This is a genomic window from Bradyrhizobium sp. AS23.2, assembly GCF_001908185.1.
GTDB lineage: Bacteria > Pseudomonadota > Alphaproteobacteria > Rhizobiales > Xanthobacteraceae > Bradyrhizobium.
The window spans coordinates 24,043-50,291 of the sequence record NZ_LGHM01000156.1; the positions used below are offsets into that span (position 1 = coordinate 24,043).

The 26,249-nt window shown below is 64.9% G+C and carries 26 protein-coding genes and 2 pseudogenes; 15 read left to right on the forward strand and 13 right to left on the reverse strand.

Going from position 1 to position 26,249, the window contains the following annotated elements; translation table 11 throughout:
- The first annotated feature begins 6 nt into the window (after positions 1-6).
- Positions 7-1,263, forward strand: coding sequence for an MFS transporter (locus AC630_RS31145; RefSeq protein ID WP_083636453.1), 1,257 nt, complete (start codon positions 7-9; stop codon positions 1,261-1,263).
- A gap of 12 nt (positions 1,264-1,275) precedes the next feature.
- Here AC630_RS31145 and AC630_RS31150 read toward each other — a convergent pair whose 3' ends face one another.
- A complete protein-coding gene (locus AC630_RS31150; RefSeq protein WP_074122320.1) occupies positions 1,276-1,899 on the reverse strand; it encodes an HAD family hydrolase in 624 nt (207 codons plus the stop codon).
- Positions 1,900-1,995: 96 nt separating this feature from the next.
- Positions 1,996-3,042 (reverse strand): helix-turn-helix domain-containing protein, encoded by a 1,047-nt coding sequence (locus AC630_RS31155; protein WP_245330570.1) that lies wholly within the window; start codon positions 3,040-3,042, stop codon positions 1,996-1,998.
- A 383-nt stretch (positions 3,043-3,425) separates the two neighbouring features.
- Between AC630_RS31155 and AC630_RS43010 the strand changes: the two genes are divergently transcribed.
- From AC630_RS43010 to AC630_RS48465, 3 genes and pseudogenes are all read left to right on the forward strand, one after another.
- On the forward strand, positions 3,426-7,235 hold the full coding sequence (locus AC630_RS43010) for an autotransporter outer membrane beta-barrel domain-containing protein (RefSeq protein ID WP_245330571.1): 3,810 nt from the start codon (positions 3,426-3,428) through the stop codon (positions 7,233-7,235).
- 452 nt (positions 7,236-7,687) lie between these two features.
- A complete protein-coding gene (locus tag AC630_RS45755; protein ID WP_167561313.1) occupies positions 7,688-7,846 on the forward strand; it encodes a hypothetical protein in 159 nt (52 codons plus the stop codon).
- A gap of 326 nt (positions 7,847-8,172) precedes the next feature.
- A pseudogene (locus AC630_RS48465) lies at positions 8,173-8,270 on the forward strand (autotransporter outer membrane beta-barrel domain-containing protein); the annotation flags it as partial.
- A 6-nt stretch (positions 8,271-8,276) separates the two neighbouring features.
- Here the strand turns inward: AC630_RS48465 and AC630_RS31185 are convergent.
- Entirely contained in the window at positions 8,277-8,498 is a 222-nt protein-coding gene (locus AC630_RS31185) for a dodecin (protein ID WP_074122299.1), read from the reverse strand.
- Between the two features lie 177 nt (positions 8,499-8,675).
- Between AC630_RS31185 and AC630_RS31190 the strand changes: the two genes are divergently transcribed.
- Positions 8,676-9,557: a DMT family transporter gene (locus AC630_RS31190; RefSeq protein WP_074122322.1), complete on the forward strand. Its 882-nt coding sequence runs from the start codon at positions 8,676-8,678 to the stop codon at positions 9,555-9,557.
- A 305-nt stretch (positions 9,558-9,862) separates the two neighbouring features.
- Here AC630_RS31190 and AC630_RS47310 read toward each other — a convergent pair whose 3' ends face one another.
- A complete protein-coding gene (locus AC630_RS47310; RefSeq protein ID WP_283808464.1) occupies positions 9,863-10,303 on the reverse strand; it encodes a glycosyltransferase family 87 protein in 441 nt (146 codons plus the stop codon).
- The gene (locus AC630_RS47910) at positions 10,300-10,794 is read right to left on the reverse strand and encodes a glycosyltransferase family 87 protein (RefSeq protein WP_283808465.1); all 495 of its coding nucleotides are present in this window, start codon (positions 10,792-10,794) and stop codon (positions 10,300-10,302) included. The genes AC630_RS47310 and AC630_RS47910 overlap by 4 nt, the downstream gene beginning before the upstream one ends.
- A 110-nt stretch (positions 10,795-10,904) precedes the next feature.
- On the opposite strand from AC630_RS47910, the pseudogene AC630_RS31200 reads away from it, so the two are divergent.
- Positions 10,905-11,199 (forward strand): annotated as a pseudogene (locus AC630_RS31200) (family 1 glycosylhydrolase); the annotation flags it as partial.
- 26 nt (positions 11,200-11,225) lie between these two features.
- Here the strand turns inward: AC630_RS31200 and AC630_RS31205 are convergent.
- Together AC630_RS31205 and AC630_RS31210 are read right to left on the reverse strand one after the other, a co-directional pair.
- The gene (locus AC630_RS31205) at positions 11,226-11,828 is read right to left on the reverse strand and encodes a hypothetical protein (RefSeq protein ID WP_074122300.1); all 603 of its coding nucleotides are present in this window, start codon (positions 11,826-11,828) and stop codon (positions 11,226-11,228) included.
- A gap of 15 nt (positions 11,829-11,843) precedes the next feature.
- Positions 11,844-12,401, reverse strand: coding sequence for an HNH endonuclease (locus AC630_RS31210; RefSeq protein ID WP_074122301.1), 558 nt, complete (start codon positions 12,399-12,401; stop codon positions 11,844-11,846).
- Positions 12,402-12,564: 163 nt separating this feature from the next.
- Between AC630_RS31210 and AC630_RS31215 the strand changes: the two genes are divergently transcribed.
- Positions 12,565-13,674, forward strand: coding sequence for a Bug family tripartite tricarboxylate transporter substrate binding protein (locus tag AC630_RS31215; protein ID WP_349539599.1), 1,110 nt, complete (start codon positions 12,565-12,567; stop codon positions 13,672-13,674).
- Between the two features lie 10 nt (positions 13,675-13,684).
- Here the strand turns inward: AC630_RS31215 and AC630_RS31220 are convergent, their stop codons facing one another.
- The 4 genes from AC630_RS31220 to AC630_RS31235 all read right to left on the reverse strand — a co-directional run bounded on the left by AC630_RS31220 (position 13,685) and on the right by AC630_RS31235 (position 18,527).
- Positions 13,685-14,662, reverse strand: a complete 978-nt coding sequence (locus AC630_RS31220; RefSeq protein ID WP_074122302.1) for a peptidyl-alpha-hydroxyglycine alpha-amidating lyase family protein — start codon at positions 14,660-14,662, stop codon at positions 13,685-13,687.
- A 126-nt stretch (positions 14,663-14,788) separates the two neighbouring features.
- On the reverse strand, positions 14,789-16,564 hold the full coding sequence (locus AC630_RS31225) for a flavin-containing monooxygenase (RefSeq protein WP_074122303.1): 1,776 nt from the start codon (positions 16,562-16,564) through the stop codon (positions 14,789-14,791).
- A 134-nt stretch (positions 16,565-16,698) separates the two neighbouring features.
- Positions 16,699-17,784: a DUF2855 family protein gene (locus AC630_RS31230; protein ID WP_083636455.1), complete on the reverse strand. Its 1,086-nt coding sequence runs from the start codon at positions 17,782-17,784 to the stop codon at positions 16,699-16,701.
- A 95-nt stretch (positions 17,785-17,879) separates the two neighbouring features.
- Entirely contained in the window at positions 17,880-18,527 is a 648-nt protein-coding gene (locus AC630_RS31235) for a DNA-3-methyladenine glycosylase family protein (protein WP_074122323.1), read from the reverse strand.
- A gap of 115 nt (positions 18,528-18,642) precedes the next feature.
- Between AC630_RS31235 and gluQRS the strand changes: the two genes are divergently transcribed.
- Both gluQRS and AC630_RS31245 read left to right on the forward strand, forming a co-directional pair.
- Positions 18,643-19,512 (forward strand): tRNA glutamyl-Q(34) synthetase GluQRS, encoded by an 870-nt coding sequence (gluQRS, locus tag AC630_RS31240; protein ID WP_074122304.1) that lies wholly within the window; start codon positions 18,643-18,645, stop codon positions 19,510-19,512.
- A gap of 106 nt (positions 19,513-19,618) precedes the next feature.
- Positions 19,619-20,893 carry an ATP-binding protein gene (locus AC630_RS31245; RefSeq protein ID WP_074122305.1) on the forward strand — a complete coding sequence of 425 codons (1,275 nt, stop codon included), beginning with the start codon at positions 19,619-19,621 and terminating at the stop codon, positions 20,891-20,893.
- Here AC630_RS31245 and AC630_RS31250 read toward each other — a convergent pair.
- Both AC630_RS31250 and AC630_RS45765 read right to left on the reverse strand, forming a co-directional pair.
- Entirely contained in the window at positions 20,820-21,713 is an 894-nt protein-coding gene (locus AC630_RS31250; protein ID WP_074122306.1) for a YihY/virulence factor BrkB family protein, read from the reverse strand. The genes AC630_RS31245 and AC630_RS31250 overlap by 74 nt on opposite strands.
- Positions 21,710-21,886, reverse strand: a complete 177-nt coding sequence (locus AC630_RS45765) for a hypothetical protein (RefSeq protein WP_167561315.1) — start codon at positions 21,884-21,886, stop codon at positions 21,710-21,712. The genes AC630_RS31250 and AC630_RS45765 overlap by 4 nt, the downstream gene beginning before the upstream one ends.
- Before the next feature lie 62 nt (positions 21,887-21,948).
- Here AC630_RS45765 and AC630_RS31255 point away from each other — a divergent pair, with 62 nt between their 5' ends.
- The 6 genes from AC630_RS31255 to AC630_RS31280 all read left to right on the forward strand — a co-directional run bounded on the left by AC630_RS31255 (position 21,949) and on the right by AC630_RS31280 (position 26,129).
- Positions 21,949-22,143, forward strand: coding sequence for a twin transmembrane helix small protein (locus AC630_RS31255; RefSeq protein ID WP_074122307.1), 195 nt, complete (start codon positions 21,949-21,951; stop codon positions 22,141-22,143).
- Between the two features lie 89 nt (positions 22,144-22,232).
- The gene (locus AC630_RS31260; RefSeq protein ID WP_074122308.1) at positions 22,233-22,805 is read left to right on the forward strand and encodes a cob(I)yrinic acid a,c-diamide adenosyltransferase; all 573 of its coding nucleotides are present in this window, start codon (positions 22,233-22,235) and stop codon (positions 22,803-22,805) included.
- Positions 22,806-22,930: 125 nt separating this feature from the next.
- Positions 22,931-23,680, forward strand: a complete 750-nt coding sequence (locus AC630_RS31265) for an electron transfer flavoprotein subunit beta/FixA family protein (RefSeq protein ID WP_074122309.1) — start codon at positions 22,931-22,933, stop codon at positions 23,678-23,680.
- The gene (locus AC630_RS31270) at positions 23,680-24,630 is read left to right on the forward strand and encodes an electron transfer flavoprotein subunit alpha/FixB family protein (protein WP_074122310.1); all 951 of its coding nucleotides are present in this window, start codon (positions 23,680-23,682) and stop codon (positions 24,628-24,630) included. Before AC630_RS31265 ends, AC630_RS31270 begins: the two co-directional genes overlap by 1 nt.
- A 209-nt stretch (positions 24,631-24,839) precedes the next feature.
- Complete coding sequence (locus AC630_RS31275; RefSeq protein WP_074122325.1) at positions 24,840-25,721, forward strand: 3-hydroxybutyryl-CoA dehydrogenase; 882 nt, start codon at positions 24,840-24,842, stop codon at positions 25,719-25,721.
- Between the two features lie 207 nt (positions 25,722-25,928).
- The gene (locus AC630_RS31280) at positions 25,929-26,129 is read left to right on the forward strand and encodes a hypothetical protein (RefSeq protein ID WP_074122311.1); all 201 of its coding nucleotides are present in this window, start codon (positions 25,929-25,931) and stop codon (positions 26,127-26,129) included.
- Positions 26,130-26,249 lie beyond the last annotated feature (120 nt).

The window sequence follows — 26,249 nt, forward strand, 5'->3', positions numbered from 1 at the left end:
GGGGCCATGAGCCAGGTACAGGATGTCATTCTCGGCGGGGCCGAAACACCGGTGGCCCGCACGGGGGATCGCGACGCGGAAGCACGCCGGGCGCTGTGGGGATCGGCGCTCGGTTACGCCATGGATGGCTTCGACCTTCTCATTCTCGGCTTCATGCTGACGGCGATTTCGAAGGACCTTCATCTCACGCAGCCGAAGGCGGCCTCGCTCGTGACGGGGACGCTGGTCGGAGCGGTCGTTGGCGGCCTCATCTTCGGTATGCTGTCGGACCGGCTTGGCCGCGTGCGAGTTCTGACCTGGAGCATTGTCCTGTTCGCGGTCTTTACCGGACTCTGCGCGCTCGCGCAGGGCTATTGGGATTTGCTGACCTACCGGGTCATCGCCGGCATCGGTCTCGGCGGCGAATTCGGCATCGGCATGGCGCTGGTGGCCGAGGCCTGGCCTGCGAGCAAGCGCGCGCGGGCGACGTCCTATGTCGGGCTCGGCTGGCAGTTCGGCGTTCTCACTGCGGCGCTGGTGACGCCGATCCTGCTGCCGATCATCGGCTGGCGCGGGATGTTCGCGCTCGGCGTGTTTCCGGCGGTGGTCGCCTATGTGATCCGGCGCAAGCTGCACGAGCCGGACGTCTTCATCGCGCACAAGGCAAGAACGGCGAATGCCGGCTCGTCACTTCGTGCACTCGTGGCTGATGCGGAGACGACCAGGATCGGCATCGGAATGATCATCCTCTGCTCGGTGCAGAATTTCGGCTACTACGGCATCATGATCTGGCTGCCGAATTATCTCTCGACGCGGTTCGGTTATGGCCTGACACAATCGGCGCTGTGGACCGCCGTCACCATCGCCGGCATGGCGCTCGGGATCTTCCTGTTCGGCCATGTGGCCGATCGCTTCGGCCGCCGTCCTGCGTTCCTGACCTACATGCTGGGCGCGGCCATCATGGTGGTGGTTTATTCGCAGCTGACGACTGCAATTGCATTGTTGATCGGCGGAGCCGTGATGGGTTTCTTCGTCAACGGCATGCTCGGTGGTTACGGCGCGCTGATGAGCGAGCTTTATCCAACCGCGGCGCGCGCCACCGCGCAGAACGTGTTCTTCAACATCGGTCGGGCGGTTGCCGGCTTCGGCCCGCTGGTGGTCGGCATCGTGAGCGCAGCCTACGGCTTTCCGACCGCGATCGCAGGGCTTGCGCTGCTCTACCTCATCGACATCGTGGCGCTGCTTACCCTGATCCCGGAGCGGCGCGGCGTCGATCTCGCCTGACGTCGAACTCGTTCAGTACCCTTCAAGCAGGCCGTAGCCAGAAAGGGCTTGCTTGAACGTCTCTACCGACGTGTGGTGATGCGCGCGGAGACCGGCTTCCCGTGCGCCGGCGACATTTGCTTCGAGGTCGTCGACAAAGAGGACGGTCTCGGGCTTAGCCTTGAGCTCCGACACGCAGAGGCGGTAGCAGATCGGATCGGGCTTCGTCGCCTTGAACTGTGCCGAGGTGTAAATTCTGCTGCCGAACAGCGGTCGCAATTCCGGCAGCAGGGTGTCGATGTGGTCGGAGACCAGCGTGGTGTTGTTGGTCAGGACCGCAATATCGACCGATCCGCGGAGATGACCGGCAACCTCCAGCATCGCGAGGTCGGCCTTCATCGAACACCGCCGCGCCTCGACCCACTCATCCAGCGACAGGGAATAGCCGATGCGTTCCCCAAAACCGCGCAAATAGGCCTGGGCACCGAGAGCGCCGGAGTCGCCGAGAAATTCGAACCCGGACTCCCAGATCGCCTTGTAGACAAATTCGCTGGTGGACCCCGCAAGCTCCGCCAGGCATGCGACCCGCCTTCCCCTGTCGTAGTCGCAGAGGACATTGTCCATGTCGAAGAGGACAAGCTTGATCTGGTCGGTCATGATAAGGCTCTCAGCCTGACCGAAACATTCGGGCGTGATCAGAGTCATATCCGGTCGGAACGCGAGCGACAAACCCCGATGCCGCGCCGACATCCATCACGGCTGCGATGTGTGGCGTCGGGCCAGTTGATGCAGCACCGTGTCGATGGCAGGGACCGCTCCGGTCTCGCGGAGCCAGTCGTCGGCCATCTCCCTCAACTCGCCAGGCGTCACGCCGAATTTGCGGCGGAATGCGCGAATGAAGGTGGAATCGCTGCTGAAACGCATGCCGACGGCGAGATCGATCAGGCGATCGTCCTGCGCGGCCGGCGATATCAGCCGTCGGAATGCGAGATTGAGTCGCTGCTCTCGCACGTAGTGTGCAAGCCCGCCATCGGCCTCGAACAGCCGATAGAGCGTTGCGCGCGAAATCTGGAAGTGGTGGCAAAGCTCTTCCACGGTGATTGCGTGGGTCTCGAGATTGTTCGCGATGTGGCGCTTAATCATCGCGAGATAGAGCTGCCGCTCGGCCCGTTCGACGCCGGCCGTAATGTCGGCCGTCCCGCCGGCGGCCGCAGCCATGAGATCGGCGATGGCCTCGATCGTGATCTCCACGTTGCCGGCCTCGCGCTCCGCTGGCAGTCCAAGCGCCGCGAAATGGCTGGCGAGCAGACGTGCATGCGGGTGGTCCGACGGTAAGAAGGTTGCCGTCGCCGAGTCCGGATGCGCGAGTCGCGGCGCCAGCATGGCGCGTTGCAGTATGATCGCGGTCAGATGGGTGCGGCCGCCACTGGCGCGCAGCACGGTCCGGTTCGGCTGTGCCATGTCGAGGAGAACGATGTCACCGGGCCGCAGCGTCACCTCGCGCCGTCCCGAGCTGAACCTCATCTCGCCTTCGACGCAGAGGGTGATCTGATAATGATCGATGCCGCCGCGCGCGATGTGCGCGGGTGTCCGGTCGTATTCCAGATCGGTGGCGCGCGAATCGACCAGCAACGCGTTGCCGGCCATCATCGTCGCGGTGGTGATGTGGAAATCGTCTTCGGCGGTCAGTGCAATGACGTCGCAGATGTCGGCGGTTGCTGCGCGCAACTGCGCCAGCGCGCCCGATCCGCGCTCGCCGCTATCCGCCGGCATGCCCTCGTTCGCGACTGCTCCGTCCACGCCAACTCTCGATAACACCGGCTGCACGGACGAAGGCCAAACGCAGCACCGATTTCGACGCACGTATCTAACCACTCGGCCAATGCGGAGCAACTGCATTAGGTGGCAAGGCGTACGTTCTGGTTGTGACGCAATTGCATCAGTGCCGACATGAATCCGCGGCTGAGACTCCCGGCACATCGTCCGGACAGGTGCGCGGCTATGGTCCGCTTCGGTGCTCGATGCCGGGCGTAGGACGCGCCAGGCCGCGAAGCCAGTGCGTGTGCCCGGCGCGGAGTGGGTTTGAAATGCTGATGGGAATGAAGTCGAGCCGCCGGACGCGCGTTCATGCCGTCTGGCTTGCTGCAATCGGATTTGCAATTGCCAGTTTGACGTGCGCGGACGTGGCGTTTGCCCAATGTGCGGGCAATACCTGCACAGTCACGATTGCAAGCGATCCAGGGACTTCGGCAACCGGGACGACCGGCGCGGCCGGCACGTTGAGCTATGCACTCGCCTATGCCAACGCGCAGTCGTCGCCGGTGACCATCAATATCGAGACTAGTGTCACCCTGTCCGGCGCGCTGTCGCCGATCTTCAATTCGGTGACGATCAATGGCAACGGCAACACGATCAGCGGCGGCGGCACGCAGCGTATCTTCTTTATCGGCGTCGACCATGCGACGCAGACCAGCGCGGTCGTCGCGGGCTCGATCGTCGCGCAGACCCAGAACGTCGCCATCAACAACCTGACCCTTGCCAACGCCGTCGCGCGGGGCGGGGCTGGTGGAGATGGCGGCGCCGGCGGGATGGGGGCGGGTGGTGCGCTGTTCGTCAACCAATCGGCAAACGTCACCCTGACCGGCGTCTCGTTCAACAACAACAGCGCCGTCGGCGGCGCCGGTGCGGCCGGAACGAGCGGTGGCGGCGGCGGCCTCGGCGGTGCTGGAGGCGCGACAAATCCGAACGGTCTCAATGGCGGCGGCGGTGGTGGATTGTTCGGCGCCGGAGGCGGCGGGTATGGCAATGGCGCCTCGGGAGGCGGAGGCATTTTTGGTGCCGGTGGCAATGGATATCCGTTCGCCGGGGGTGGCGGAGGTTATACCGGCGCCGGCGGTGGCCCCGACAGCAATGGGCAGGACGGCCATCTCGGGATCAGCGGTCTGACAGGCAAGCCCGGCGGAAACGGTACGGGAACAAGCGGTGGCGCCCAGGGCGGCGGCGGTGGGGGAACCAGCAGCAACGCCATGCCAAGCGGTTCAGGCGGCGGCGGGGGATTCGGCGGCCAGTCGGGCAACGGTACCCTGGGCGGAGCCGGGGGCTTCGGCGGGGGAGGCGGTGGACCTGGCGTGGACCCAAACGTTGGGGTCGGCGCAGCGGGCGGCTTCGGCGGCGGCGGCAGCGGCGCGATCGGCTACGTTCCCGGAGGCTCCGGTGGTTTTGGCGGCGGCGGCGGCGGGATTGGCGGCAGCGGATTTGGCGGGACCGGCGGGAGCGGCGGATTCGGTGGCGGTGGTGGCGCCGCCGGATACGGGTCTGCGAGCGCCGTGGGCGGCCATGGTGGCTTCGGCGGTGGCGGTGGATCTGGTCCCACCGCAGGCCAAGCCGGATTCGGCGCCGGCGATGGCGGCTCGGCCGCAGGCGGCGGTGGCGCCGCCATGGGCGGCGCCGTCTTTGTCGCCAAGGGCGGCACGCTGACCATCAACGGCAGCGGCAGCGTCACGGGCAACACTGCGACGGGTGGTTCAGGCGCCAACACTGGCTCCGCCTTCGGCTCGGGCTTTTTCGTGCAGGGCTCGGCTTTGGCCTTCGGCGCCGGCAACTTCATCCTCTCCGATGTCATCGCCGACCAGAACGGCTCCGGCGGCAGCAGCGCCGCGGACGGCTTTGGCGGCACAGGCGGGCAGAGCTCGATCACCAAGAGCGGCGCGGGTGCGCTGACGCTCTCCGCAGCGAACACCTATAGCGGCGGCACGACCGTCAACGAGGGCTCGACACTCGTCGTCGGCAATGCGCAGGCGCTCGGTTCCGGTACGTTGACGCTCAATGGCGGCACGATTGGCGTCACCGTAACGTTCAACGGCAGCTACACGATTGCCAACAACATCGCCGCGACTGGCGATCCCATCTACAACGTGCTCACCGGCAGCACGGTCAACCTGACCGGCGTGCTCTCTGGCTCGGGCGACGTCGTCGTTAATAAAGCGAGCGGCTATGCCGGAACGCTGATCCTCGCCGGTGCCAACACCTATACCGGCCCTACCGTCGTGGATGCCGGCACCCTGCAGGCCGGCTCGACCAGTGCGTTCGGCAGCAACTCGGCAGTCACGATCGCTAGTGGCGCCGTGCTCGATCTCGCCGGCTTCTCAAATGCGATCGGCTCGCTTGCCGGCGCCGGCACTGTCACCAACAGCGGCGGCGCGGCGACGCTGACTAGCGGCGGCGACAATACCTCGACGATGTTTTCGGGGACGATCCGTGATGGCACGGGATCGCTCACGCTGACCAAGACCGGCACCGGCCTGTTGCTGCTCTCTGGCAGCAACACCTATACCGGTGCGACCGCCGTCAGCGGCGGCACGCTGCAGGTGGACGGATCGATCGCGTCATCCAGTCTGATAACCGTCCAGGCCGGCGCGGCGCTCAGCGGCAGCGGCACGGTCGGCGCGATGGTCGTCAACAACGGCGCCATCTTTGCGCCGGGCAACGGCACAGCGGGGTCCTCGATTGCGGTCAGCGGCAGCCTCGCACTACAGTCCGGCGCGGTCTATCTGGTCCAGGTCAATCCTTCGACCGCCTCGTTCGCGTCCGTCAGCGGCGCGGCGACGCTGGGCGGTGCCACGGTGGACGCAGTGTTCGCGAGCGGCAGCTACATTTCGAAACGCTACACCATCCTGACCGCGAGTGCCGGGATCAACGGCTCGTTCGGCTCACTTGTCACAACCGGCCTGCCGAGCAGCATTAAGAGCGCGGGCCTGAGCTACGACGCCAACAACGTCTATCTCAATGTCGCCCTGAGCTTTGCGCTTCCGTCCGGCCTCAACGGCAACCAGCAGAGCGTTGCTGGCGCAGTAACGAACTTTTTCAACGCCAATGGCGGTATCGCCGCGGTCTACGCCGCGCTGACGCCGGCCGGGCTGACGCAAGCTTCCGGCGAAGAGGCAACTGGCACGCAGCAGACCACGTTTAGCGCTATGGGCCAGTTCGTGGGCCTGCTTACCGATCCCATCGCGCAGCGGGACGGCGGGCCAGGTGCGGCGAACGGCGCGGTCGGTTTTACCGAGGAGGATCAGGCCAGCGCCTACGCCGCACGCAAGCGCACCGACGCGTTTGCGATGGTCAGCAAGGCGCCGCCGCAGACAGTACAGCGCTGGAGCGTGTGGGCCGCGGGTTTTGGCGGTTCGCAGACGACAGACGGCAATGCGGCCACCGGCTCGAACAATGCGACCAGCCGCATCGCCGGCACCGCGGTCGGTGCTGATTATCGGCTTTCGCCGACCACGCTGCTCGGCTTCGCGCTCGCCGGTGGCGGCACCAGCTTCGGCGTGAACGGTCTTGGCTCCGGCCGCTCCGACCTGTTCCAGGCCGGCGCCTATCTGCGCCACGCGAACGGTCCGTCGTATATCTCCGCCGCGCTCGCCTATGGCTGGCAGAACGTCACCACCGATCGCACGGTGACGATCGCCGGCACCGACCGTCTGCGCGCCGCGTTCGACACCAATGCGTATTCCGGTCGTATCGAGGGCGGCTATCGGTTCGTCTCACCGTGGATCGGCGGGATCGGCATCACACCTTATGGTGCGGCGCAGTTCACGACGATTGATCTGCCGGCCTATGCCGAGCAGGCCGTCTCCGGCTCGGCCGCGTTCGCCCTGAGCTATGCCGCGAAGAGCGTCACGGACACCCGCACCGAGCTCGGCCTGCGCTCAGACAAATCCTTCGCCATGCAGGACGGCGTGCTGACACTGCGTGGCCGCCTGGCCTGGGCGCATGATTTCAATCCGGATCGATCGATCGCCACCACCTTTCAGGCGCTACCGGGCGCAAGCTTCGTCGTCAATGGCGCGGCGCAGGCCCGCGACTCCGCGCTCACAACGGCGTCCGTGGAGATGAACTGGTTGAACGGCTGGTCTGCGGCGGCGAGTTTCGAAGGCGAGTTTTCGAACGTTACGCGGTCCTACTCGGGTAAAGGCGGCGTCCGCTATGCATGGTGAACCGCGATGTTGCGCCAGCATTTCGCCTCGGTCCAGGGCAGGTGAGGCGACGGGCTAATTCAAAAACATCAATGCAGGTTGAGACGCTCGGCACGACGTCGCACTCACCGGAATGGTATCGTCGGCGTGGGCGAGGAGCCCGGGAGGCCCCGTATGATCATGCATCACATGTGCCTCTCTACGATTTTAATCGTGGAGTTCTGCCGATGACACGGGCGTCGTTTTGACCGGACTCGCTGCGCCTCAAGCAGATTCCGATCGTCACCCGCAACGGAGAAGCTTTTCGATATTCTTGCTCGAAGCCTTGCATTGCTCGCGGCGGCTACAGGCCAATCGCATCCTTCGACAATACGCCCATCTCATCACGACGTCCGATCAGCGTGCAGCTTCAGATGCGCCCAGCCTCAAGGGATCTGACAATGTCAATCAGTGAGAAATCACAGCGGAAAAGCTTGATTCAGATTCCGGAGCCGAGCGAGACCACGCTGCTGTCGATCATCGCGGTCGGCTTTTGTATTCTCCATATCCTGACCTTCGTGTTCTTAATGCCTCCCTCGGCAACCAGGACCGCCGCTCCATCGTTGGAGAAGGCGCTTGCCCTCTACGATTAGCTTAACGACCGTTCGATCAAGCTCATTGGTCGGAGGACTGCGCCCGCAATCGACGCGGAAATCGCATCGCCATCGCGGAGATGCGGGTCACCAGCTCTAAAGCGCGATGAGATTGGGACGAATCGTCATCGCACTTTAGGTTGTTGTTTGGGCATGATCTATTCGGAAAAACAGAGGTCGCGCTTTTCCGGATCATGCTCTGGCGCAACGTTCCAGTTTCGCCGCACGTCTATGCGGTGCGCGTGAACTTGCCGTCGAACTTGGTGATGGCGGTGCGGTCCGCGGTGAGGTGCAGTGCGGACGCCATCACTCGGTGCTGACCACGCTGGTTGAACGGCTGGTCTGCGGCGGCGAGTTTCGAAGGCGAGTTTTCGAACGTCACCCGCAGCTACGCCGGCAAGGGCAGGTTCGCTACGCCTGGTGAGCGGCCTTAGCCTTCCAGTGTGAATCCGACGCGCAGCGTCACCTGGTAGTGGCGCACCGTGCCGTTCTCGATATGGCCGCGCGTCTGCACCACCTCGAACCACTTCATCTCGCGAACGGTCTTGGAAGCGCGGCTGACGGCGTTCTTGATCGCGTCGTCGATCGAGGTCTCGGACGATCCGACCAGTTCCAGGATCTTGTAGACGTGATCCTTCTCGGCTGTGGCCATGGCGTGTCTCCCCTTGGGCTACGTATGGCCGGATACCGCTCTCGCGAGAACGCGCATTCGAGAGACGTCCGGCCTCGACTCTGAACGGGCGCCGGCGCTTCGGGTTCCCTGCTCAGCGATGGCCCGCATGCGCCAGCCGAGGTGGAGCAGGCCGCGTTCGCCTGCTAAGCGCTATCCATGGATTCGGCGCGGCGCGACAGGACGATCGGCTCTCTCTGCCTCTGCGTGACGGCGTTCGGCTGGGCGCTGAACTGGCCGCTGATGAAGCTGTTGCTCCAGGAATGGCCCCCGCTGTTTGCGCGTGGGCTTGCCGGCGTCTGCGCCTCGCTCATTCTTGGCACCCTGGCGCTGAGCCGGAAGGAGTCGTTCGCCGTTCCGCGCGAGGCGATCCCGCGGTTGTTGTTTGCGACCCTTACGAACGTCTTTGCCTGGATGGGGCTCGGCACGGTCGCGATGAAATATGTGACCGTAAGCGAAGGGGCGCTGCTCGCCTACACCATGCCGATCTGGGCAATGCTGTTCGCCTGGCCGGTGCTGCAGACGCGGCCGACCATGCGGGACGTCTTCGGACTCGTCCTCGGCGTCGCCGGCGTCGCGCTGCTCCTGAGCGGCAACGGTTTTGTGTTCGGCGCCGACAAGCTGCTTGGCATTGTGCTGGCGCTGCTGTGCGCCATCCTGTTCGCGCTCGGCAATGTGCTCAACCGCAAGCCGCTGCCGATGCCGCCGCTGGCCGTCGTCGCCTGGCAGGTCGGGCTCGGTTGCGCCGCGATGCTGATCCTCGGCATCCTGTTCGAGCATCCCAATGTCTCGGCGATCACGCCCGTGGGGCTCGGCTGCTTTGTCTACATGACGCTGGTGCCGATGGGTGTCTGCTACGTCACCTGGTTCGAGACGCTGCGCCGCCTGCCGCCGACCTCGGCCTCGACCGGCATGCTGATCGTTCCCGTGATCGGCGTGATCTCCGCCGCGATCATCCTGGGCGAGCCGCTTGGCGTGCGTGAATGGGGGGCAATGGCGCTCACGCTGGGCGGCGTGACGCTGGCCCTGCAGCGGGCGTAGAGATCTTACTCCGCGGGGCACAGCCTGCGTCCCGCGCCACAGCAGTCGCAGCAGCAGGACCAGCAGCGCGATCAGTGCGAAGCCGCCGAGCGCGGGTGCAAAATGCTGATTGGGATCGGCCTTCTGTCCGGACTGCACTGCCAGGCGCGCCGGCTGCACCAGCCCATAGGCTCCGGCGAGCAGGATCAGCCCGTAGATCACGCTGCGCTCGCCCGGGCGCGCCATCCTGGGGAGATCGGGCAGCGTCAGGGCAAGACCGATCCCGAGCATGGGCAGGTCGTAATCATAGGCATACGGGCTGATCATCACCGATACCATCGCCGCGATACCGAACGCGAAGGCGGGCGACACGCCGCGTGCCACGCCGAGCGGGACGGCGAGCAAGGCGAGCGCGGCAACGCTCGCCTGTCCCCAGAAGGCGGCGCTGGCCGGAAAGCCGGCCTTGTACAGCGCCGCATAGGCCGAATCATGCGGAATAGCGGATAGAAGCCCTGCTCGAGGTAGCTCGCCGATTCCCTGATCGCACCGAGCCATGCGGTCCAGATCTGCCATCCGAACAGGAGCGTGCAGAGCAGCGAACTCGCAAGCACGACAGCCGCAGCCGTCCCGAGCGCAATCCAGCGGCGCGTCGCCAGCAAGTAGAGGCTGACGGCAATCGCAAGGTGCGGCTTGATCACCATGGCGCCAAGTGCGAGGCCGGCGACCAGCTGCCGCCGCTCCACATTGAGGCAAACGAGCCCGATCATCGCCCCGTGAGAAAGCCGTTCTGCCCGCAGCCGATCGTGATCGCGAGGGCTGGAAACAGGATCACCAGGACTTGCGCGAAATTTGCGCCGGCAATCGCGCGCAGCGTCACGAGGTAGACCGCGAGCGTTGCAGTGGTGAAGAGGAGATAGCCGACGCCGACGTGCAGGAATGCGAGCGGTGCGAGCAAGAGGCCGTATTGCGGCGGATAGGTCCAGGGCATGAAGCCGGTCGCGCCACCCGCAGCGTCCATCTGCATCTTCAGCAGCGCCTTGAAATGATAGACCTGGTCGAGATCGCCGAGCCAGATGCGCAGCGCGACGATGTGGAAGGCGTCGAAGTCGGCAAGCTCGCGGTCCGCCCAGCCGCCGAAGCGGGCGAACCAGAAGGTCTTGAAGGCGACGATCACCGTCAGCGCCGCCAGCACGAAGCGCACATAGGCTGCTCGCTTTGACGGCGAGGCATGGAGCTGTTCCAGCGTTTCGGCGAGCATGGGCGACGACCTCGAACCGGATGGATCGGCGGGCCGGAAGGCCGGCCCGTCGATCACGGCCGAGATTGCCGTCATAGACTAAAGGACGGTAAGGAAAGGATAAGGAATGGGCCGAGAACGGCACCTCGTCCGAGGACAAGATCGCCACCGACGGCCAGGTCTACGACCTCGACCGCATCATGTTCCTGCGCAACTATCTGACCCAGATGCAGCGCACGATCACGCGAGGGCGTGCCGATCCGCGGCTACTTCCTGTGGAGCCTGATGGACAATTTCGAGTGGATTTTTGGCTACGGGAAACGCCTCGGCCTCTATCGGGTCGACTTCGCAACGCAGGCGAGGGTGCCGAAACTGAGCGCGGCGTCCTATCGCGACGTAGTGGCGCGGAATGCGATCGGGGTGTGAGCGTCCGCGAGGCGTCCGACCGACGTCTACGGAGCTTTACGGCGCGGATACTCCCGCTCGAGCCGCGCGATTTCTTCGGCAGGCGCGGCAATGAGCTTCAGCTGGCGCTGCGATAGAATGCCCCCGCCGCAGGGGCCAAAACGACCGTCGATGCGCCCATGATAAATCGTCTCGCCGCCGATGGTCGTTACCTTGTCTGAGGTGGACTCGATGCCGATTGTGAGGACTGCCCCGGGCCGCCACTGCCGCCGCCACGGGGAGCAGCTGGCGTCGCACCATCCATAGTATGCAATGATTGCTTTGCCATCGCGCTGGGTTCGAGGCAGAACACCTCTCAAAATCCTGACATGCGTGAATGTCAGCAATTCGACCGGAGCTTGAGCTTCCAAACCGCCGAGAAGGCGCTCCTTGGCAAGGCGAGCGCTGAAGACAATCGGGCTCAGATTGGCGAGGGCGGCACGTGCCTCGAGATCCGCGACCTTCTTTGCCGGATCGATGCTCGCATCGACGGACTCGAAGTGGGGCGGGATGGCGGACGCGCAGTCCAGAGCACGGACGTTAAAGGGCCACCCAACGCCAAGCGCAAACGATATCGCTGCTGACAGCGCGCGGTGGCAGCCAGGCTTCATACCGGTCCTTGGATCCTACGGATCCAGCTCCGTATCCCAGTAGAGATAGTCCAGCCAGCTGTCGTGCAGATAGTTCGGCGGGAAGAGGCGACCGTTGCGGTGGAGCTGGTGCACGGTCGGCGCGAACGCGCTCTGGCGCGGGAACATTTTTGCCTGTGCGGGCGTGAGATTGCCCTTGCGCAGGTTACAGGGCGAGCACGCCGCGACCACGTTCTCCCAGGTGGTCTGGCCGCCTTTGCTGCGCGGGATGATGTGATCGAAGGTGAGGTCTTCGGGCGAGCCGCAATATTGGCAGGCGAAACGATCGCGCAGGAAGACGTTGAAACGGGTGAAGGCAGGATGGGTGGACGGCTTGACGAAGGATTTGAGCGAGACGACGCTCGGCAGCTGCATTTGCAGCGTGGGACTTCGAACCGCCTGATCGTAATGCGCTACGATATTGACGCGGTCGAGGAACACCGCCTTGATCGCGTCCTGCCACGACCACAACGACAGTGGGTAGTAACTCAGCGGCCGGAAGTCCGCGTTCAGGACCAGCACCGGCCAACTGCCTTGCGAGACATGTGCGTTCAAGTAACGCTCCCGGCCTCCAATGTACGCTGCGAAGCAGCATGTATTGACATACTACATGCAGCGTGACGGGATTGTGAAGCCCGTTGAGCGACTTATTCAGGCGCAGGCAATGCGGCGGCGGGGTGGCAAAACGCTCAAAATCGCCGCGATTTGGGGGGAATCCATGCGGGGCTGGCTCGCCGTGCTGCTCGCGGCCGTGCTTGGTGCCGCGCCGATTCGCTGTGCTGCGGCCGAGGACTATCCGGCGCGCCCCGTCACCATGATCGTGCCGTTCCCGGCGGGCGGCGCCACCGATACCCTGGCGCGGTTCCTCGGCGAACGCCTGAACGCGGTGCTAAAGCAGCCGATCGTGATCGAGAATGTCGGCGGTGCGGCCGGCTCGCTCGGCGTCGGCCGCGCGGTGCGCGCCGCCGCCGACAGCTATACGCTGTCGATCGGAACCTCGACCACCCACACGCTGACCGGCGGGCTCTATGCGCCGCCGTTCGATCTGTTGCGCGATGTCGAGCCGGTCATCCTGATCGGCAGCGAGCCGCTGCTCATCGTCGGCCGCAGGGACTTGCCGGCAGACGATCTCAAACAATTGATCGCGTGGCTGAAGGCCAACCCGGACAAGGCCTCGGTCGGCATCGCCGGTGTCGGCGCCACCGGCCATCTCGCCGGTATCGCCTTCCAGAAGGAGACCCGCACGCAATTCCAGTTCGTGCCTTATCGCGGCAACGGGCCGGCGATGCAGGACCTTGTCGCCGGCCAGATCGACGCGATGATCGAGCCGGCCTCGAACTTCAGGGCGTTGGTCGGCGCCGGCAGCATCAAGTCCTTCGCGGTCACGAGCAAGGCGCGATCGCCGTCCTGGCCGGACATTCCGACCGCGGATGAAGCGGGGCTCCCCGGCTATTTCGCCTCGCTCTGGTACGGGCTGTGGGTGCCGAAGGGCACGTCGAAAGACATCGTCGCAAAGCTCAACGCGGCCATGGTGCAGATACTGGCGAGCCCGCAAGTGAAGCAGCGCTTCTCCGAGCTCGGCATCCAGGTCTCGGCGCTCGCGCAGCAATCGCCGGACGCGCTGCGCGCCTACCAGAAGGAAGATGCGGACCGCTGGTGGCCGGATCATCAAGGCGTCGGGGCTCAAGGTGGAGTAGCCTTGCCTGTCATTCCGGGGCGCGACGAAGTCGCGAACCCGGAATCCATCTGGCGGCATGTTCCGGGGATGGATGGATTCTCAGATGCGCAATTGCGCATCATAGCTCGCGCTATGCGCGCCCCGGAATGACGAAAGAGAATTACTCCCGCACCCGCTCCAGCTTCTGCAAACACCGCGTGCCGCGCACGAAGGCCGGCATCTCCTCGTCCGGAAAGCTGGTCTTCCAGTCGGTGACGCCGACCTCGCCGACATAGATGTCGCCCTTTGAATCCAGCGCGATGCCGTGCGGCGCCAGGAATTTTCCGCTGGCAACGCCCGGCCCTTCCTCGCCGCCGAGCCGCGCGATGCGCTTGCCCTTGGCATCCACGATCGACAGCCGTGGGCCGAGATTGGGTACTTTGCGGTTGACGGCCATGCCGGGGCCGAGCTCGCCGATGACGAAGGTCGGGTTGTTGCCGCCGCCGCAGCAGCACAGCGCGCAGGGACGATGCAGATTGTTCCACTGCGTCTCGTACTTGCCCTCGCCATTGAACACCTGCACGCGGTGGTTCTCGCGGTCGGCGACATAGACCCAGCCGTCGGCGTCGGTGGCGACGTTGTGCACGATGTTGAACTGGCCGGGATCGGTACCCGGCTCGCCCCAGCTCTTCATCAGCTTGCCGTCCGGCGTGAATTTGTGCACGCGCGCATTGCCATAGCCGTCGGAGACGTAGATCTCGCCCTTCGGCGACAGCGCGGTGTGGGTGCAGCGATGGAAGGGAGCGCCGCTCATGAACGGAGCCGGCTTCTCGGGGATGCCGATCGTCAGCAGCACCTTGCCGTCGGTGGTGCATTTGCGCACCGTGTGGTCGCCGTCATCGGTGCAGTAGAGATTGTCGTCGGCATCGATGTGCAGCCCGTGGGCGCGGGAGAACAGCCCTTCGCCCCAGCTGCGCAGGAAATTGCCCTCGCGGTCCAGCACCACCATCGGATGGGCGCCACGGTTGAAGACGTAGATGCGGTCCTTGCTGTCGACCGCGACCGAGGCGACGTCGGTGAGCTGCCAGCCGTCCGGCAGCTTTGCGAAGTTGTCGACGACGCGGTAGCGGTGCTCGCCGGTGCCGAGAATCGCTGGCATGGGATGTCCTCTCCTCCTGTCATTCCGGGGAGCGTGCAGCGCGAACCCGGAATCCATCCAACCGCGAAATCTGCTGCACAATGGATTCCGGGTTCGCGCTACGCGCGCCCCGGAATGACGGCTGGCCTACGTTGCGCCCGCCTCCCGCCCCAAAATCCCTTCCTCGATCGCCTTGATCTGCAGCGCGAGATATTTGGAGTTGATGCGGCACTGCGCGAGGCTGCCGGCGATGAACCACAGGCCGGGCTGCTTCGTGCGCGCATACATGTTGCGTAGTTCAAAGCCGTCGCCAAAGCCCCAGACCGGGCCAACACGGTCGGCGACGCCATCGCCGAACAGCTTTCGCACCAGATATTCCTGCGGCTTGTAGCCGGTCGAGAGCACGATGAGGTCGGCGGCGATGGTCGCGCCGTCCTTCATCCGCGCGCCCTCGGCCGTGAAGCTCTCGATGTCGGAGAACTGCCGGAGTTTGATCGCGCCCTCTATGATGAGGTTGGAGCAGCCGACGTTAAAATAATATCCGCCGCCGCGGGTGAGATATTTGAACTGCCAGCCGGTGCCGGCCTCGCCGAAATCGAGCTTGAAGCCGACGCGACGCAGGCCATCGAGCAGCTCCTTGTCGAGCTCCCTCGATTGCTCCGTCAGCATGACATGCGTCTTCTTCGCGAGCGGCGTCGGCATCGAGGCCGCGATCAGGTCGTTGTCCTCGAGCGTGCCCTCATTGTAGGTCGCGTAGGCAAGCTGCGCCGACGGCTCGATATTGGTGACGAGCGTCGGCGAGCGCTGCACCAGCGTCACCTCGGCGCCGCTGGAGCAGAGGTCTTGCGCGATGTCATGGCCGCTGTTGCCGGTGCCGATGACGATGGCACGCTTGCCTGTCCAGTTCTCGCCGTCTTCGTAACGGCTCGAATGCAGCAGCGTGCCTTTGAAGTTGGTGAGGCCCGGAATGTCCGGCATGTTGGCGATGCCGCTGACTCCGGTCGCCATCACCACGTGGCGAGGATGCATGGTGCGCTTGCTGCCGTCGGCGCGCCGCAGCGTCACGGTCCAGTGACCCTTCGCCCCGTCGTAGGCGCCGCTCTCGAATTCGGTGCCAGTCCAGAAGTTCAGCTCCATGGCATCGACGTAAGCTTCGAACCAGTTGGCGAGCTTGTCCTTGGGGATATAGGTCGGCCAGTTCGGAGGGAACGGCATGTAAGGGAGGTGATTGACCTGCACCTGATTGTGCAGCGTCAGCGCATGATAGCGCTTGCGCCAGTTGTCGCCGATCCGTGTCTCGCGATCGACGATCAGCGTGTCGACCTTCAGCTGCTTCAGCCGCGCTGCGATCGCGAGCCCGGCCTGGCCGCCGCCGACCACCAGCACGGAGGGATCGCGATCGGTGTAGTCGCGCGAGGCGTTGAGCAAATCGAGCCAGTTCGGCCCGCGGAAATCGCGCGAATAGGCCTGCCCGCGCGGCCGCGAGGTGCCGAGCTGCTCCTCGAAGCCCTTGAGCTCGTCGAGTGCGGTGAGCAGCGTCCATGCCTTCAGGCGATCGCCGTCCGAGGGGGCGGGCGCGAGCCGCACGATGCCGCTGCCGCGGCCGACCGCGGTCTCGAAATTGAAGATCGCCTCGACGGTGTTGGTGCCGGCGCGCATCACCCAGCGCGGTGCCGCGCGGTTGGGCGCGATCTTGAAGTTTGTCGGCGTCGCCTTGAGCGCGAACGCCGTCAGCGCGTGTGCGATCGCATCGCGGCCGGCAAGCGTCTGCAGGTTCCAGCTCAGCGCCAGCACGTCGCGCCAAAAACTGTCGGCGAGGAAGAGGCGGTCGAGCGCGACGGGATCGGGCTTGCCCAGCGCGCGCTCGAATTCATCGAGCCAGGCTTGCGCGGAGACGGAAATATCCTTGGTACGGTCCAGCATGCGCGACCTCGTGGCCGTCTTCGCGGCGTTTCCTCTCGAGCGTGATCCGGAAAGTGTAGAGCGGTTTTCCGAAGAGATCATGCTCCAATTATTGAGGTTGACGCTATACTGGATCAGCCTGCGTCAAAAGCGCTTTACCCGAGCAGCGACAGCATGTGGCCCTGCTCAGGGGGAATACGCCCCTTCAGCGTGTCGAGATAAACCTGCCGCACCGCCTCTGGCCCGCGGCTTTCGACAACGGTCAGGCACTTCTCCAAGAGCGGCTCAAAACCCGACCATGCCGCGCCAAAGCGTTGCTCGATGCCGCCCGGACCCCACTCCTTGGCGCGCTTGCGGATCTGGTCGGGTGCGGAGAACCAGCGTGGTTTTGCGCCGGGCAACTCGCCCTCATCGGCGTCGGTGGCGCGATGCGTCAATCCGACGCGTACGGAGCATTTCATCCGGTCGCCGAAATGCCGGTGCAATGTGGCGCGTAGCGCGCTGTTGCCGGCCATGTCGACGAAGGCGGCCGGCGTGTCTGATGGCAGCGACGTCACGCGATCATAGATGACGACGTTGTCATAGCAGCCGAGCGAGCTGACGAAGCCGGTATTGTTCGCCGAGGTCAATCCGACCACCTTGCGGCCGCGCGTGTGCAGCAAATGGGCGAGCCCGAACGCGGTCTTGCTCGAGGCGCTCGAGAGCAGCACGGTGCGCGCGCCGAAATCGTCGTTCTCGGCCAGAAAATCGTCGGCCAGCAACGACAGCATGAACAGCGGCCGCAGTAGCGCCTGATAATCGCCCTGCCGCCCGGCATAGTCGGGATTGCCGCTGACGCGCGCATAGGCATTGTAGACCGGCGCCACGCCTTGCCGGTGCGCGGCACCGTCGCGCAGGCCGCGTTTGCTGACGTCGGTCGCCTCGATGACGAGATGCGTCGCCATCGGGAAATAGCCGAACAGGCGCTCGCCGATGGGGACGTTCGGACGTTTCGAGGCGATCACCTCGCCAAAGCCCCACACCGGAATGTTGCCGAAGCCGTTTGGCGCAGGAAAGAGTTGCCAGTATTTCGCCTCGTCGCCGAGCACCGCATAGGTGATGTTGTTGGCGGTGAAGGCGAAGCGATCGACTTTGACGAGCAGCGCATCATGCGGCAGCGCGTCGCTATCGGGAAGCGTGGTTGCGATCGTCTTGCAGGTTTCGAAATCGCCGCGCGCAACGATGAAGTCGGTGGCTGTCATGATGTCGATCCCGGCTCTTGTCCGTGCCGGCATCTCATCGATCACGTGCGCGCCGTTTGCAACAGCAACATAGTTTTAAACGCTGTTCGGCGGCTTCAGGCGGTGAGCACGCCCTCGCGCTTCTTCACCGCGCGGTAATAGCTCCACCACAGATGCGCCGCCGCGCCGCGCAGGGGACGCCAGGGTTCGGCCAGCGGCGCCATCTGCTTTTCCGTCGGCCGCGTCTGCAAGCCCAGCCCGACGCGGATGCCTTCCTGCACGGCGAGGTCGCCGGCGGGCCAGGCATCTCCGTGGCCGAGGCAGAACAGGAGATAGACGTCCGCGGTCCACGGCCCGATGCCGGGCAGCGCGATCAGCGTGTGATGCGCGGCGTCGGCATCCTCCTCGGCGAGCACGTCGAGGTTCAGCCGCTGTGCGGTGATCTCGCGCGCGAGATGTTTCAGCGTCTTGATTTTCGCGGCGGAGAGGCCGAGCCGACCCAGCCGGTCGGTGCGGGCGCGGCGCACGGCTTCATGGTCGAACGGATCGAAGGCGGCAGAGAGCCGTCCCCAGATCGCCGCCGCACTGGCCGTCGAGAGCTGCTGTCCGCAGACGATGTGGGCGAGCCCCACGAATCCCGGCTCGCGCCGCCGCAAGGCGGGCATGCCGGCGATCTCGAACACGGGCTTGAGGCGTGGATCGCGCTTGACCAGCGCGTGGACGGCTTCTTCGAGGTCGGATTGGGTTTCGAGGTGGATGGTCATGTGGCTCAACTCGTCATGCGCGGGCTTGACCCGCGCATCCATCTCCTATCGTAACAGAGTCCTGGAAGATGGATTGCCGGGTCAAGCCCGGCAATGACGAATACACCGAGAACTCATGCCACCCGTTTTCCGATTTGCCCCCAGCCCGAACGGCCTCCTGCATCTCGGGCACGCCTATTCGGCGCTGCTGAACTTCGATCGCGCACGCGACATCGGCGGGCGGCTGTTGCTGCGCATCGAGGACATCGATGCGACGCGCTGCCGGCCGGAATATGAGGCGGAAATCTACGAAGATCTCGCCTGGCTCGGGATTTCCTGGGAGACGCCGGTGCGGCGGCAGTCCGAGCATCTCGGCGATTATCGCGCCGCGCTGGAAAAGCTCTCCGCGCTCGGCCTCGTCTATCCCGCCTTCGAGAGTCGCGCCGGGATCGCAAAGCTCGTAGCCGCGCGTGAGGCGGATGGGCCGTGGCCGCGTGATCCCGACGGCGCGCCGCTTTATCCCGGCACCGCGAAATCGTTGCCCGCCGATGAGCGCGACCGGCTGATCGCCTCTGGAGCGCCTTATGCGCTGCGACTCGATATGGCGGCCGCCTGCCGCCGCGCTGCCAGCCTGACCTGGAATGAGCTGGGCGAGGGACCCGACGGCGAGCGCGGCACCGTCCCGGCGCGGCCCGAAGCCTGGGGGGACGTCATCCTGGCCCGCAAGGAGACGCCGACCAGCTACCATCTCTCCGTGGTCGCGGACGACGCCCTCCAGGCTGTCAGCGAGGTGGTGCGGGGCCAGGACCTGTTTCACGCCACTTCAGTCCATCGTCTGCTCCAGGTTCTGCTCGACTTGCCGGAACCCGCCTATCGCCACCATCCGCTGATTCGCGGCGAGGCCGGGAAGAAGCTGTCGAAATCGAGCCGCGCGACCGGTCTGCGGGAGTTGCGCGACGCGGGTGCTTCGGCTGCGGCGATCCGCCGGCTGGTGGGATTAGGTTAAGTTTCTCTGGGGTTTAGCCAAACGTCGCCGTGACTCCTGGGGTTCCGCCGTGCCATGCTCGCTTCACGACCCCGGGGGGTCGAAGGGGATGCTTCAAAGGGGATTTATGGCGGCGAAAACGCGCGCAGCGCGCACCACGCGGACGTCCAGGCGACCGCCTCGGAAGCAGTCCGGGGCGGCTGGCACGACGCGTGAGCGCAGCGCGAAGACCGTCGCTCCTGACGTGGTTCAGGCCGCGCTTGCCGCCTTTGCCCATGAGGTCCGCACCCCTCTGACCGGCATTCTGGCGATCAGCGACCTGCTCGCGACCTCAGATCTCGGTGAGCGGGAGCGGCGCTGGGCCGACACGATCAAGGCCGGTGCCGAACATCTGGCGAGCCTTGCCACGCTGTTCGTGGATGCGGCCCGGACCGGCAAAGGGGCTGGGAAGGGCGGCGGTACGCTGCGGCAGGACCTGTTCGACGTGCGCGCGCTCGCCCGCAGCACCGGCGATTCGCTGGCCGGACGCGCCGCGGCCAAGGGCCTGCAGGCCCAGGTCGACATCTCCGAAAAGCTTCCCGGGCTGGTGGTCGGCGATCCCGTCCGCCTGCGCGCAGCGCTCGAGAACCTGATCGACAATGCCGTCAAATTCACCGAGCAGGGCGCCGTGGCGCTCGCGGTCGCGCCCTGGCGTCCCGCCAAAGGCAAGAGCAAGGAAAAGGGCAAAGGCCGGGTCGGCGTCGCCTTCTCGGTCTCAGACAGCGGCATCGGCCTGACCATGGCCGAGATCAAGCGGCTGTTCCGCCCGTTCACTCAGGCCAATGTCACCATCGCCTCGCGCTTCGGTGGCGCCGGGCTCGGGCTATCGTCGGTAAAGCAACTCGCGCGCGCGATGGGCGGCGACATCACGGTCGCACCGCGTCGTGGCGGCGGCGCCACCTTCACTTTGACGGTGTCGCTGGATGCGACGGGATCAGGCAAGTCCCGCAAGTCGAAGAACGATGGTGAGGCGGATGCGATAGCGGCACTGCGCGTGCTCAGCGTCGAGGACAATCCGTTCGGCCGCGTCGTGCTCAACACCATCCTGACCGAACTCGGTCATCATGCCGAATTCATCGGGCGCGGCGAGGACGCTGTCGACCGGCTCGCCCAGGGCGCTTTCGACGCGGTGTTGATGGATATGGTGCTGCCGGGCATCGACGGCGTCGAGGCCATCCGGCGGATCCGCACGATGCCGGCACCGCTGGCCCAGATCCCCATCATCGGTGTCTCCGGGCGCGGCGAGGACGAGGCGGCTTCGCGCGAGGCCGGCGCCGACGCCTTCCTGGTCAAGCCTGTGTCTCCTCGGGCTTTAGCGACTGCGCTGCTTGAAGCGAAACGCCGTGAGGAAGCTGCGACTTGATGATCGCGGCGTTGAGCTCGCCGCCGTAAACGAAGATCGCGGCGATGAAGTACAGAAACACCAGTGCGATGATCACCGAGGCCAGTCCCGCATACATCGTCACGTAGTTGTTGGCGAAGCGCGCCAGATATTGGCCGAACACGATGCCCGAGATCAGCGACGCCACCATGGTGAAGACGATACCGGGCATGATCTGGAAGAAGCTGCGCCGCCCCGCCGGCAGCCAGGCGTGCAGGATGAACAGCGCCACCACCAGCGCGCCGATGGTGATGCCATAGCGCAGCCAGGTGAGGATGCTCTCGTTGCTTTCGACGAACAGCGGAATGTGGCGCCGCGCCGCCTCGATGATGAGCGGGCCGAGCACGATCAGGAACGCCATGGCCAGCGCGGTGAAGGCCGCAACCAGCGTGTAGCCGATCGATTCCAGCCGCAGCCAGTACCAGCGCCGCATCTCCACCACCGCATAGGCGCGGTTGAGCGCAACCCGCAGCGCCTCGACGCCGTTCGAGGCGAAGTAGACCGACAGAACCGCGCCGATGGTCAGCACGCCGGAGCGGGTGGTGGTCAGCACGTCGTGGACTTCGCCGGAGATCGAATCGGAGACCTGCTTGGGCCAGACCTGGAGCATCAGCCCGGCCGCCTGGTCGGCGAGCTCCTTGGAGCCGAAGAAGCCGGCCAGCGAGGTGAGCACGATCAGGAACGGGAACAGCGCCATCAGCGTCGACAGTGCGATATGGCTTGCGATCGCCCAGCCGTCGTCGGCTAGGAACGTGTAGAACGCATCCATCACGACGACGTAGATGTAGCCGATGGCCTTCACAGCTTGCCCCAGCCCGCACCTTCTTCCCGCAAGCGGGGAGAGGCGATGAAGACGGGCAGTTCGCGCAAATCGGAAATCATCCTGCCAGCTTCTGATATTATTGGCTTAAAAGCCAGATCACGAAGGCGGTAGCGTTCCTCTCCCTCGTCATTCCCGGGTTCGATGCTGCGCATCGCCCCGGAATGACCAGAATGGGGAGATGGCGGACCGCCGCATACGGTGTTATCTACCCCCGATGGCATCTCTCCTGAGTACTTTCATCCTGCCGGTGGCAGCCGGCGCCGTGGCGTTGGTGCTGCTGCTCGGTCTCGTCAACATGATGCGTGGCGGCTCGCCCAACACCTCGCAGAAGCTGATGCGCCTGCGCGTGCTGCTTCAGTTCGCGGCGATCGTCATCGCCATGACTGCGGTCTGGGCGATGGGGCGCTAGGGCATGATCCGGACCCGCAGGGCCGCGCCAGCGCAAAGTGCGCAGCGGTTTTCCGGCAAGATCATGCCCCTGAGATCAAGGAGGCCATCATGGTCGTACTGAACCGCATCTATACGAAGACCGGTGACGACGGCACGACAGCGCTCGGCTCGGGCGAGCGTCGTCCGAAATATGATCTGCGCATCGCGGCCTATGGCACGGTCGACGAGACCAATGCCGCGATCGGCGTGGTGCGGCTCAACACCAGGGACGCGCCCGAGCTCGACGCAATGCTCGGCCGCATCCAGAACGATTTGTTCGACCTCGGTGCCGATCTCGCGGTGCCTGAACGTGAAGGCAAGGCGGAGCGGCTGCGGGTGGTGGCAAGCCAGGTTGAGCGGCTCGAGCACGACATTGACACGCTCAACGACAAGCTGGCACCACTGACTTCCTTCGTGCTGCCGGGCGGCACGCCGGCCGCTGCCTACCTCCACGTCGCTCGCACGATATGCCGCAGGGCGGAACGGGTGATGGTGGAACTGGCGGCCCAGCCCGGTGAGCCGGTCGGCGCCGCTGGCATCCAATATATGAACCGCCTGTCGGACTTTTTGTTCGTGGCGAGCCGCGCCGCTAACCATAATGGCGCCGGCGACGTGCTCTGGGTTCCGGGCCAGAATCGCTGACCCATTGAGCAGCGCATTTCTACGGTCTAAAATTTGGCACCTACGCGCGTTGACCGGGCCGGATCAGGCCTTTAGGTTCCGCGCCAGTTGATAACCCCCCTCCCAAATTGAGTGAAAGAGGATCGATGAAGGTCTTAGTGCCGGTAAAGCGGGTGGTCGATTACAACGTCAAGGTCCGCGTCAAGGGCGATGGATCGGGCGTTGAACTCGCCAACGTCAAAATGTCGATGAACCCGTTCGACGAAATCGCGGTCGAGGAAGCGCTGCGTCTGAAGGAAGGCGGCAAGGCTACCGAAGTCGTTGTGGTCTCCATCGGACCGGCGCAGGCGTCGGAGACGATCCGCACCGGTCTCGCCATGGGCGCCGATCGCGGCATCCTGGTGAAGGCCGAGGGCACCGTCGAGCCGCTCGCCGTCGCCAAGATCCTGAAGAAGGTCGCTGAAGAAGAGCAGCCGGGCCTGATCATTCTCGGCAAGCAGGCGATCGACGACGACAGCAACCAGACCGGTCAGATGCTGGCCGCGCTGCTCGGCTGGTCGCAGGCGACGTTCGCCTCGAAGCTCGAGGTCGAAGGCTCCGACTTCAAGGTCACCCGTGAAGTCGACGGCGGCTTGCAGACCGTGAAGCTGAAGGGGCCGGCGATCGTCACCACCGATCTCCGTCTCAATGAGCCGCGTTATGCGTCGCTGCCCAACATCATGAAGGCCAAGAAGAAGCCGATCGCGGAGAAGGCCGTCGCCGATTACGGCGTCGACGTTACCGCGCGCCTCGAAGTTCTGAAGACGGCTGAGCCCGCGGGCCGCAAGGCCGGCGTCAAGGTCAAGGACGTCGCCGAGCTGGTGTCGAAGCTCAAGAACGAAGCCGGGGTGCTCTGATGACGACGCTGTTGATTGCTGAACACGAACACGAGGTCCTCAAGGACTCCACCAACAAGGCGCTCACCGCGGCTTCCCAGCTCGGCGGCGATGTTCACGTGCTGGTCGCCGGCGGCGGGCAGGGCACCAAGGCTGCGGCCGAGGCGGCTTCGAAGCTTGCCGGTGTTGCCAAGGTGCTGGTCGCCGAGGGCGAGGCTTACGCGCACGATCTCGCGGAGCCGCTGGCCGCGCTGATCGTCTCGCTGGCGCCGTCCTATGATGCGATCGTCGCGCCCGCGACCTCGCGGTTCAAGAACGTGATGCCGCGCGTCGCAGCGCTGCTCGACGTCATGCAGGTCTCGGAGATCATCAAGGTGGTCGCGCCCGACACCTATGAGCGTCCGATCTATGCCGGCAACGCCATCCAGACGGTGAAGTCGAAGGACGCCAAGAAGGTCATCACGGTCCGCACCTCGACCTTCGCGGCGGCAGCTGCCGGCGGCAGCGCGCCGGTCGAGAGCGTCGCCGCAGTGGCCGATCCGGGCCTGTCGTCCTTCGTCGGCGAGGAAGTCGCCAAGAGCGACCGTCCCGAGCTGACCTCGGCCAAGATCATCGTCTCCGGTGGCCGCGCCATGCAGAGCCGGGAAAACTTCGCCAAGTACATCGAGCCGCTCGCCGACAAGCTCGGCGCCGGCGTCGGTGCCTCGCGCGCGGCGGTCGACGCCGGCTATGCGCCGAACGACTGGCAGGTCGGTCAGACCGGCAAGGTCGTGGCCCCCGAGCTGTATGTCGCGGTCGGCATTTCCGGCGCGATCCAGCATCTGGCCGGCATGAAAGACTCCAAGGTGATCGTCGCGATCAACAAGGACGAGGACGCGCCGATCTTCCAGGTCGCCGATTACGGCCTGGTCGCCGACCTCTACCAGGCGGTTCCTGAGCTGACGGCCGAACTCGGCAAGCTCGGCAAGTAAAACGCGTCAAAAACACCGGCCGGAGGTATAAACTCCGGCCGGTATTTCATTTCTGAGGCGTTTTCTTTGGCGTGGGGCACGCCGGGGGAGCGATCCAATCTAGGTTTCGAGCCCAGGTTCTGATTAAATCAAGCTCCTGGTCAAATCAGACCTCCCGGCTTTGGGGATAGGCAGGCGCGACAATGCGCGCCGTTCCGGTGGATGACATTATGGCGGCAGTGATCAAGAAGGTCGGCGTGATCGGCGCGGGGCAGATGGGCAATGGCATCGCGCATGTCGCGGCGCTGGCCGGCTTCGAGGTGGTGCTCAACGACGTCTCGGCCGACCGCCTCAAGTCGGGCATGGCCACGATCAACGGCAATCTGGCGCGCCAGGTCTCCAAGAAGGCCGTGACCGAGGACGACAAGACCAAGGCGATTGCGCGCATCAAGCTCGCCGAGAAACTGGATGAACTTGCCGACTGCGACCTCGTGATCGAGACCGCGGTCGAGAAGGAAGAGGTCAAGCGCAAGATATTTCACGAGCTCTGCGCGGTGTTGAAGCCGGAGGCGATCGTCGCCTCGGACACGTCGTCGATCTCGATCACGCGGCTGGCCGCCGCCACCGACCGGCCCGAGCGCTTCATCGGCATTCACTTCATGAATCCGGTGCCGCTGATGGAGCTGGTGGAGCTGATCCGCGGCATCGCCACCGACGATTCGACCTTCGAGGCGTCCAAGGAATTCGTCGCCAAGCTCGGCAAGCAGGTCGCGGTCTCCGAGGATTTCCCGGCCTTCATCGTCAACCGCATCCTGCTGCCGATGATCAACGAGGCGATCTACACGCTGTACGAAGGCGTCGGCAACGTTGAGGCGATCGACGCGGCGATGAAGCTCGGCGCCCACCATCCCATGGGCCCGCTGGAGCTCGCCGATTTCATCGGCCTCGATACCTGCCTGTCGATCATGCAGGTGCTGCATGAGGGCCTGGCCGACTCCAAGTACCGCCCGTGCCCGCTGCTGGTGAAATACGTCGAGGCCGGCTGGCTCGGCCGCAAGACCCAGCGCGGCTTCTACGACTATCGCGGCGCCAAGCCGGTTCCGACTAGGTAGGGCAGCGCGGCCGTAGGGTGGGCAAAGGCGCGCAGCGCCGTGCCCACCATATTTCCAATCATGCGGTGGATTTGGTGGGCACGCTTCGCTTTGCCCACCGTACGGCACTTTGTGTCGCATATGTGCGGGTCACGGAAACCGTCCGAAATCTCCACCTCCCGTTAACCCCACGCGCCTAGGTTTACCGCCGGTACGAGGGTTTGCGTAATGGACATGATGGCGATGGTCAGCACCATGCTGGCCGCTCAGCAAGGCGCGCTGCAGTCGAACATCGCGGCGACGCTGACGAAGCAGAACATGGATATGGAGAAATCCACCGTCCTGACGCTGCTCGGCGCAGGCCAGCAGGCTCCTTCGCTCGCCAATGTCGGCGCTGGCATAGGCGGCAATCTGAATATTGCCGCCTAGTCTGGCGTTGCGCTTCTGACGCCTCATTCACTCGGTGTCATTCCAGGCGCCGCCACCGGGCCCGCGTGAAGCGCGGCCCGATGACAGATTCCGCGGCTTCGACCTTGCCAGGCAGGGCAG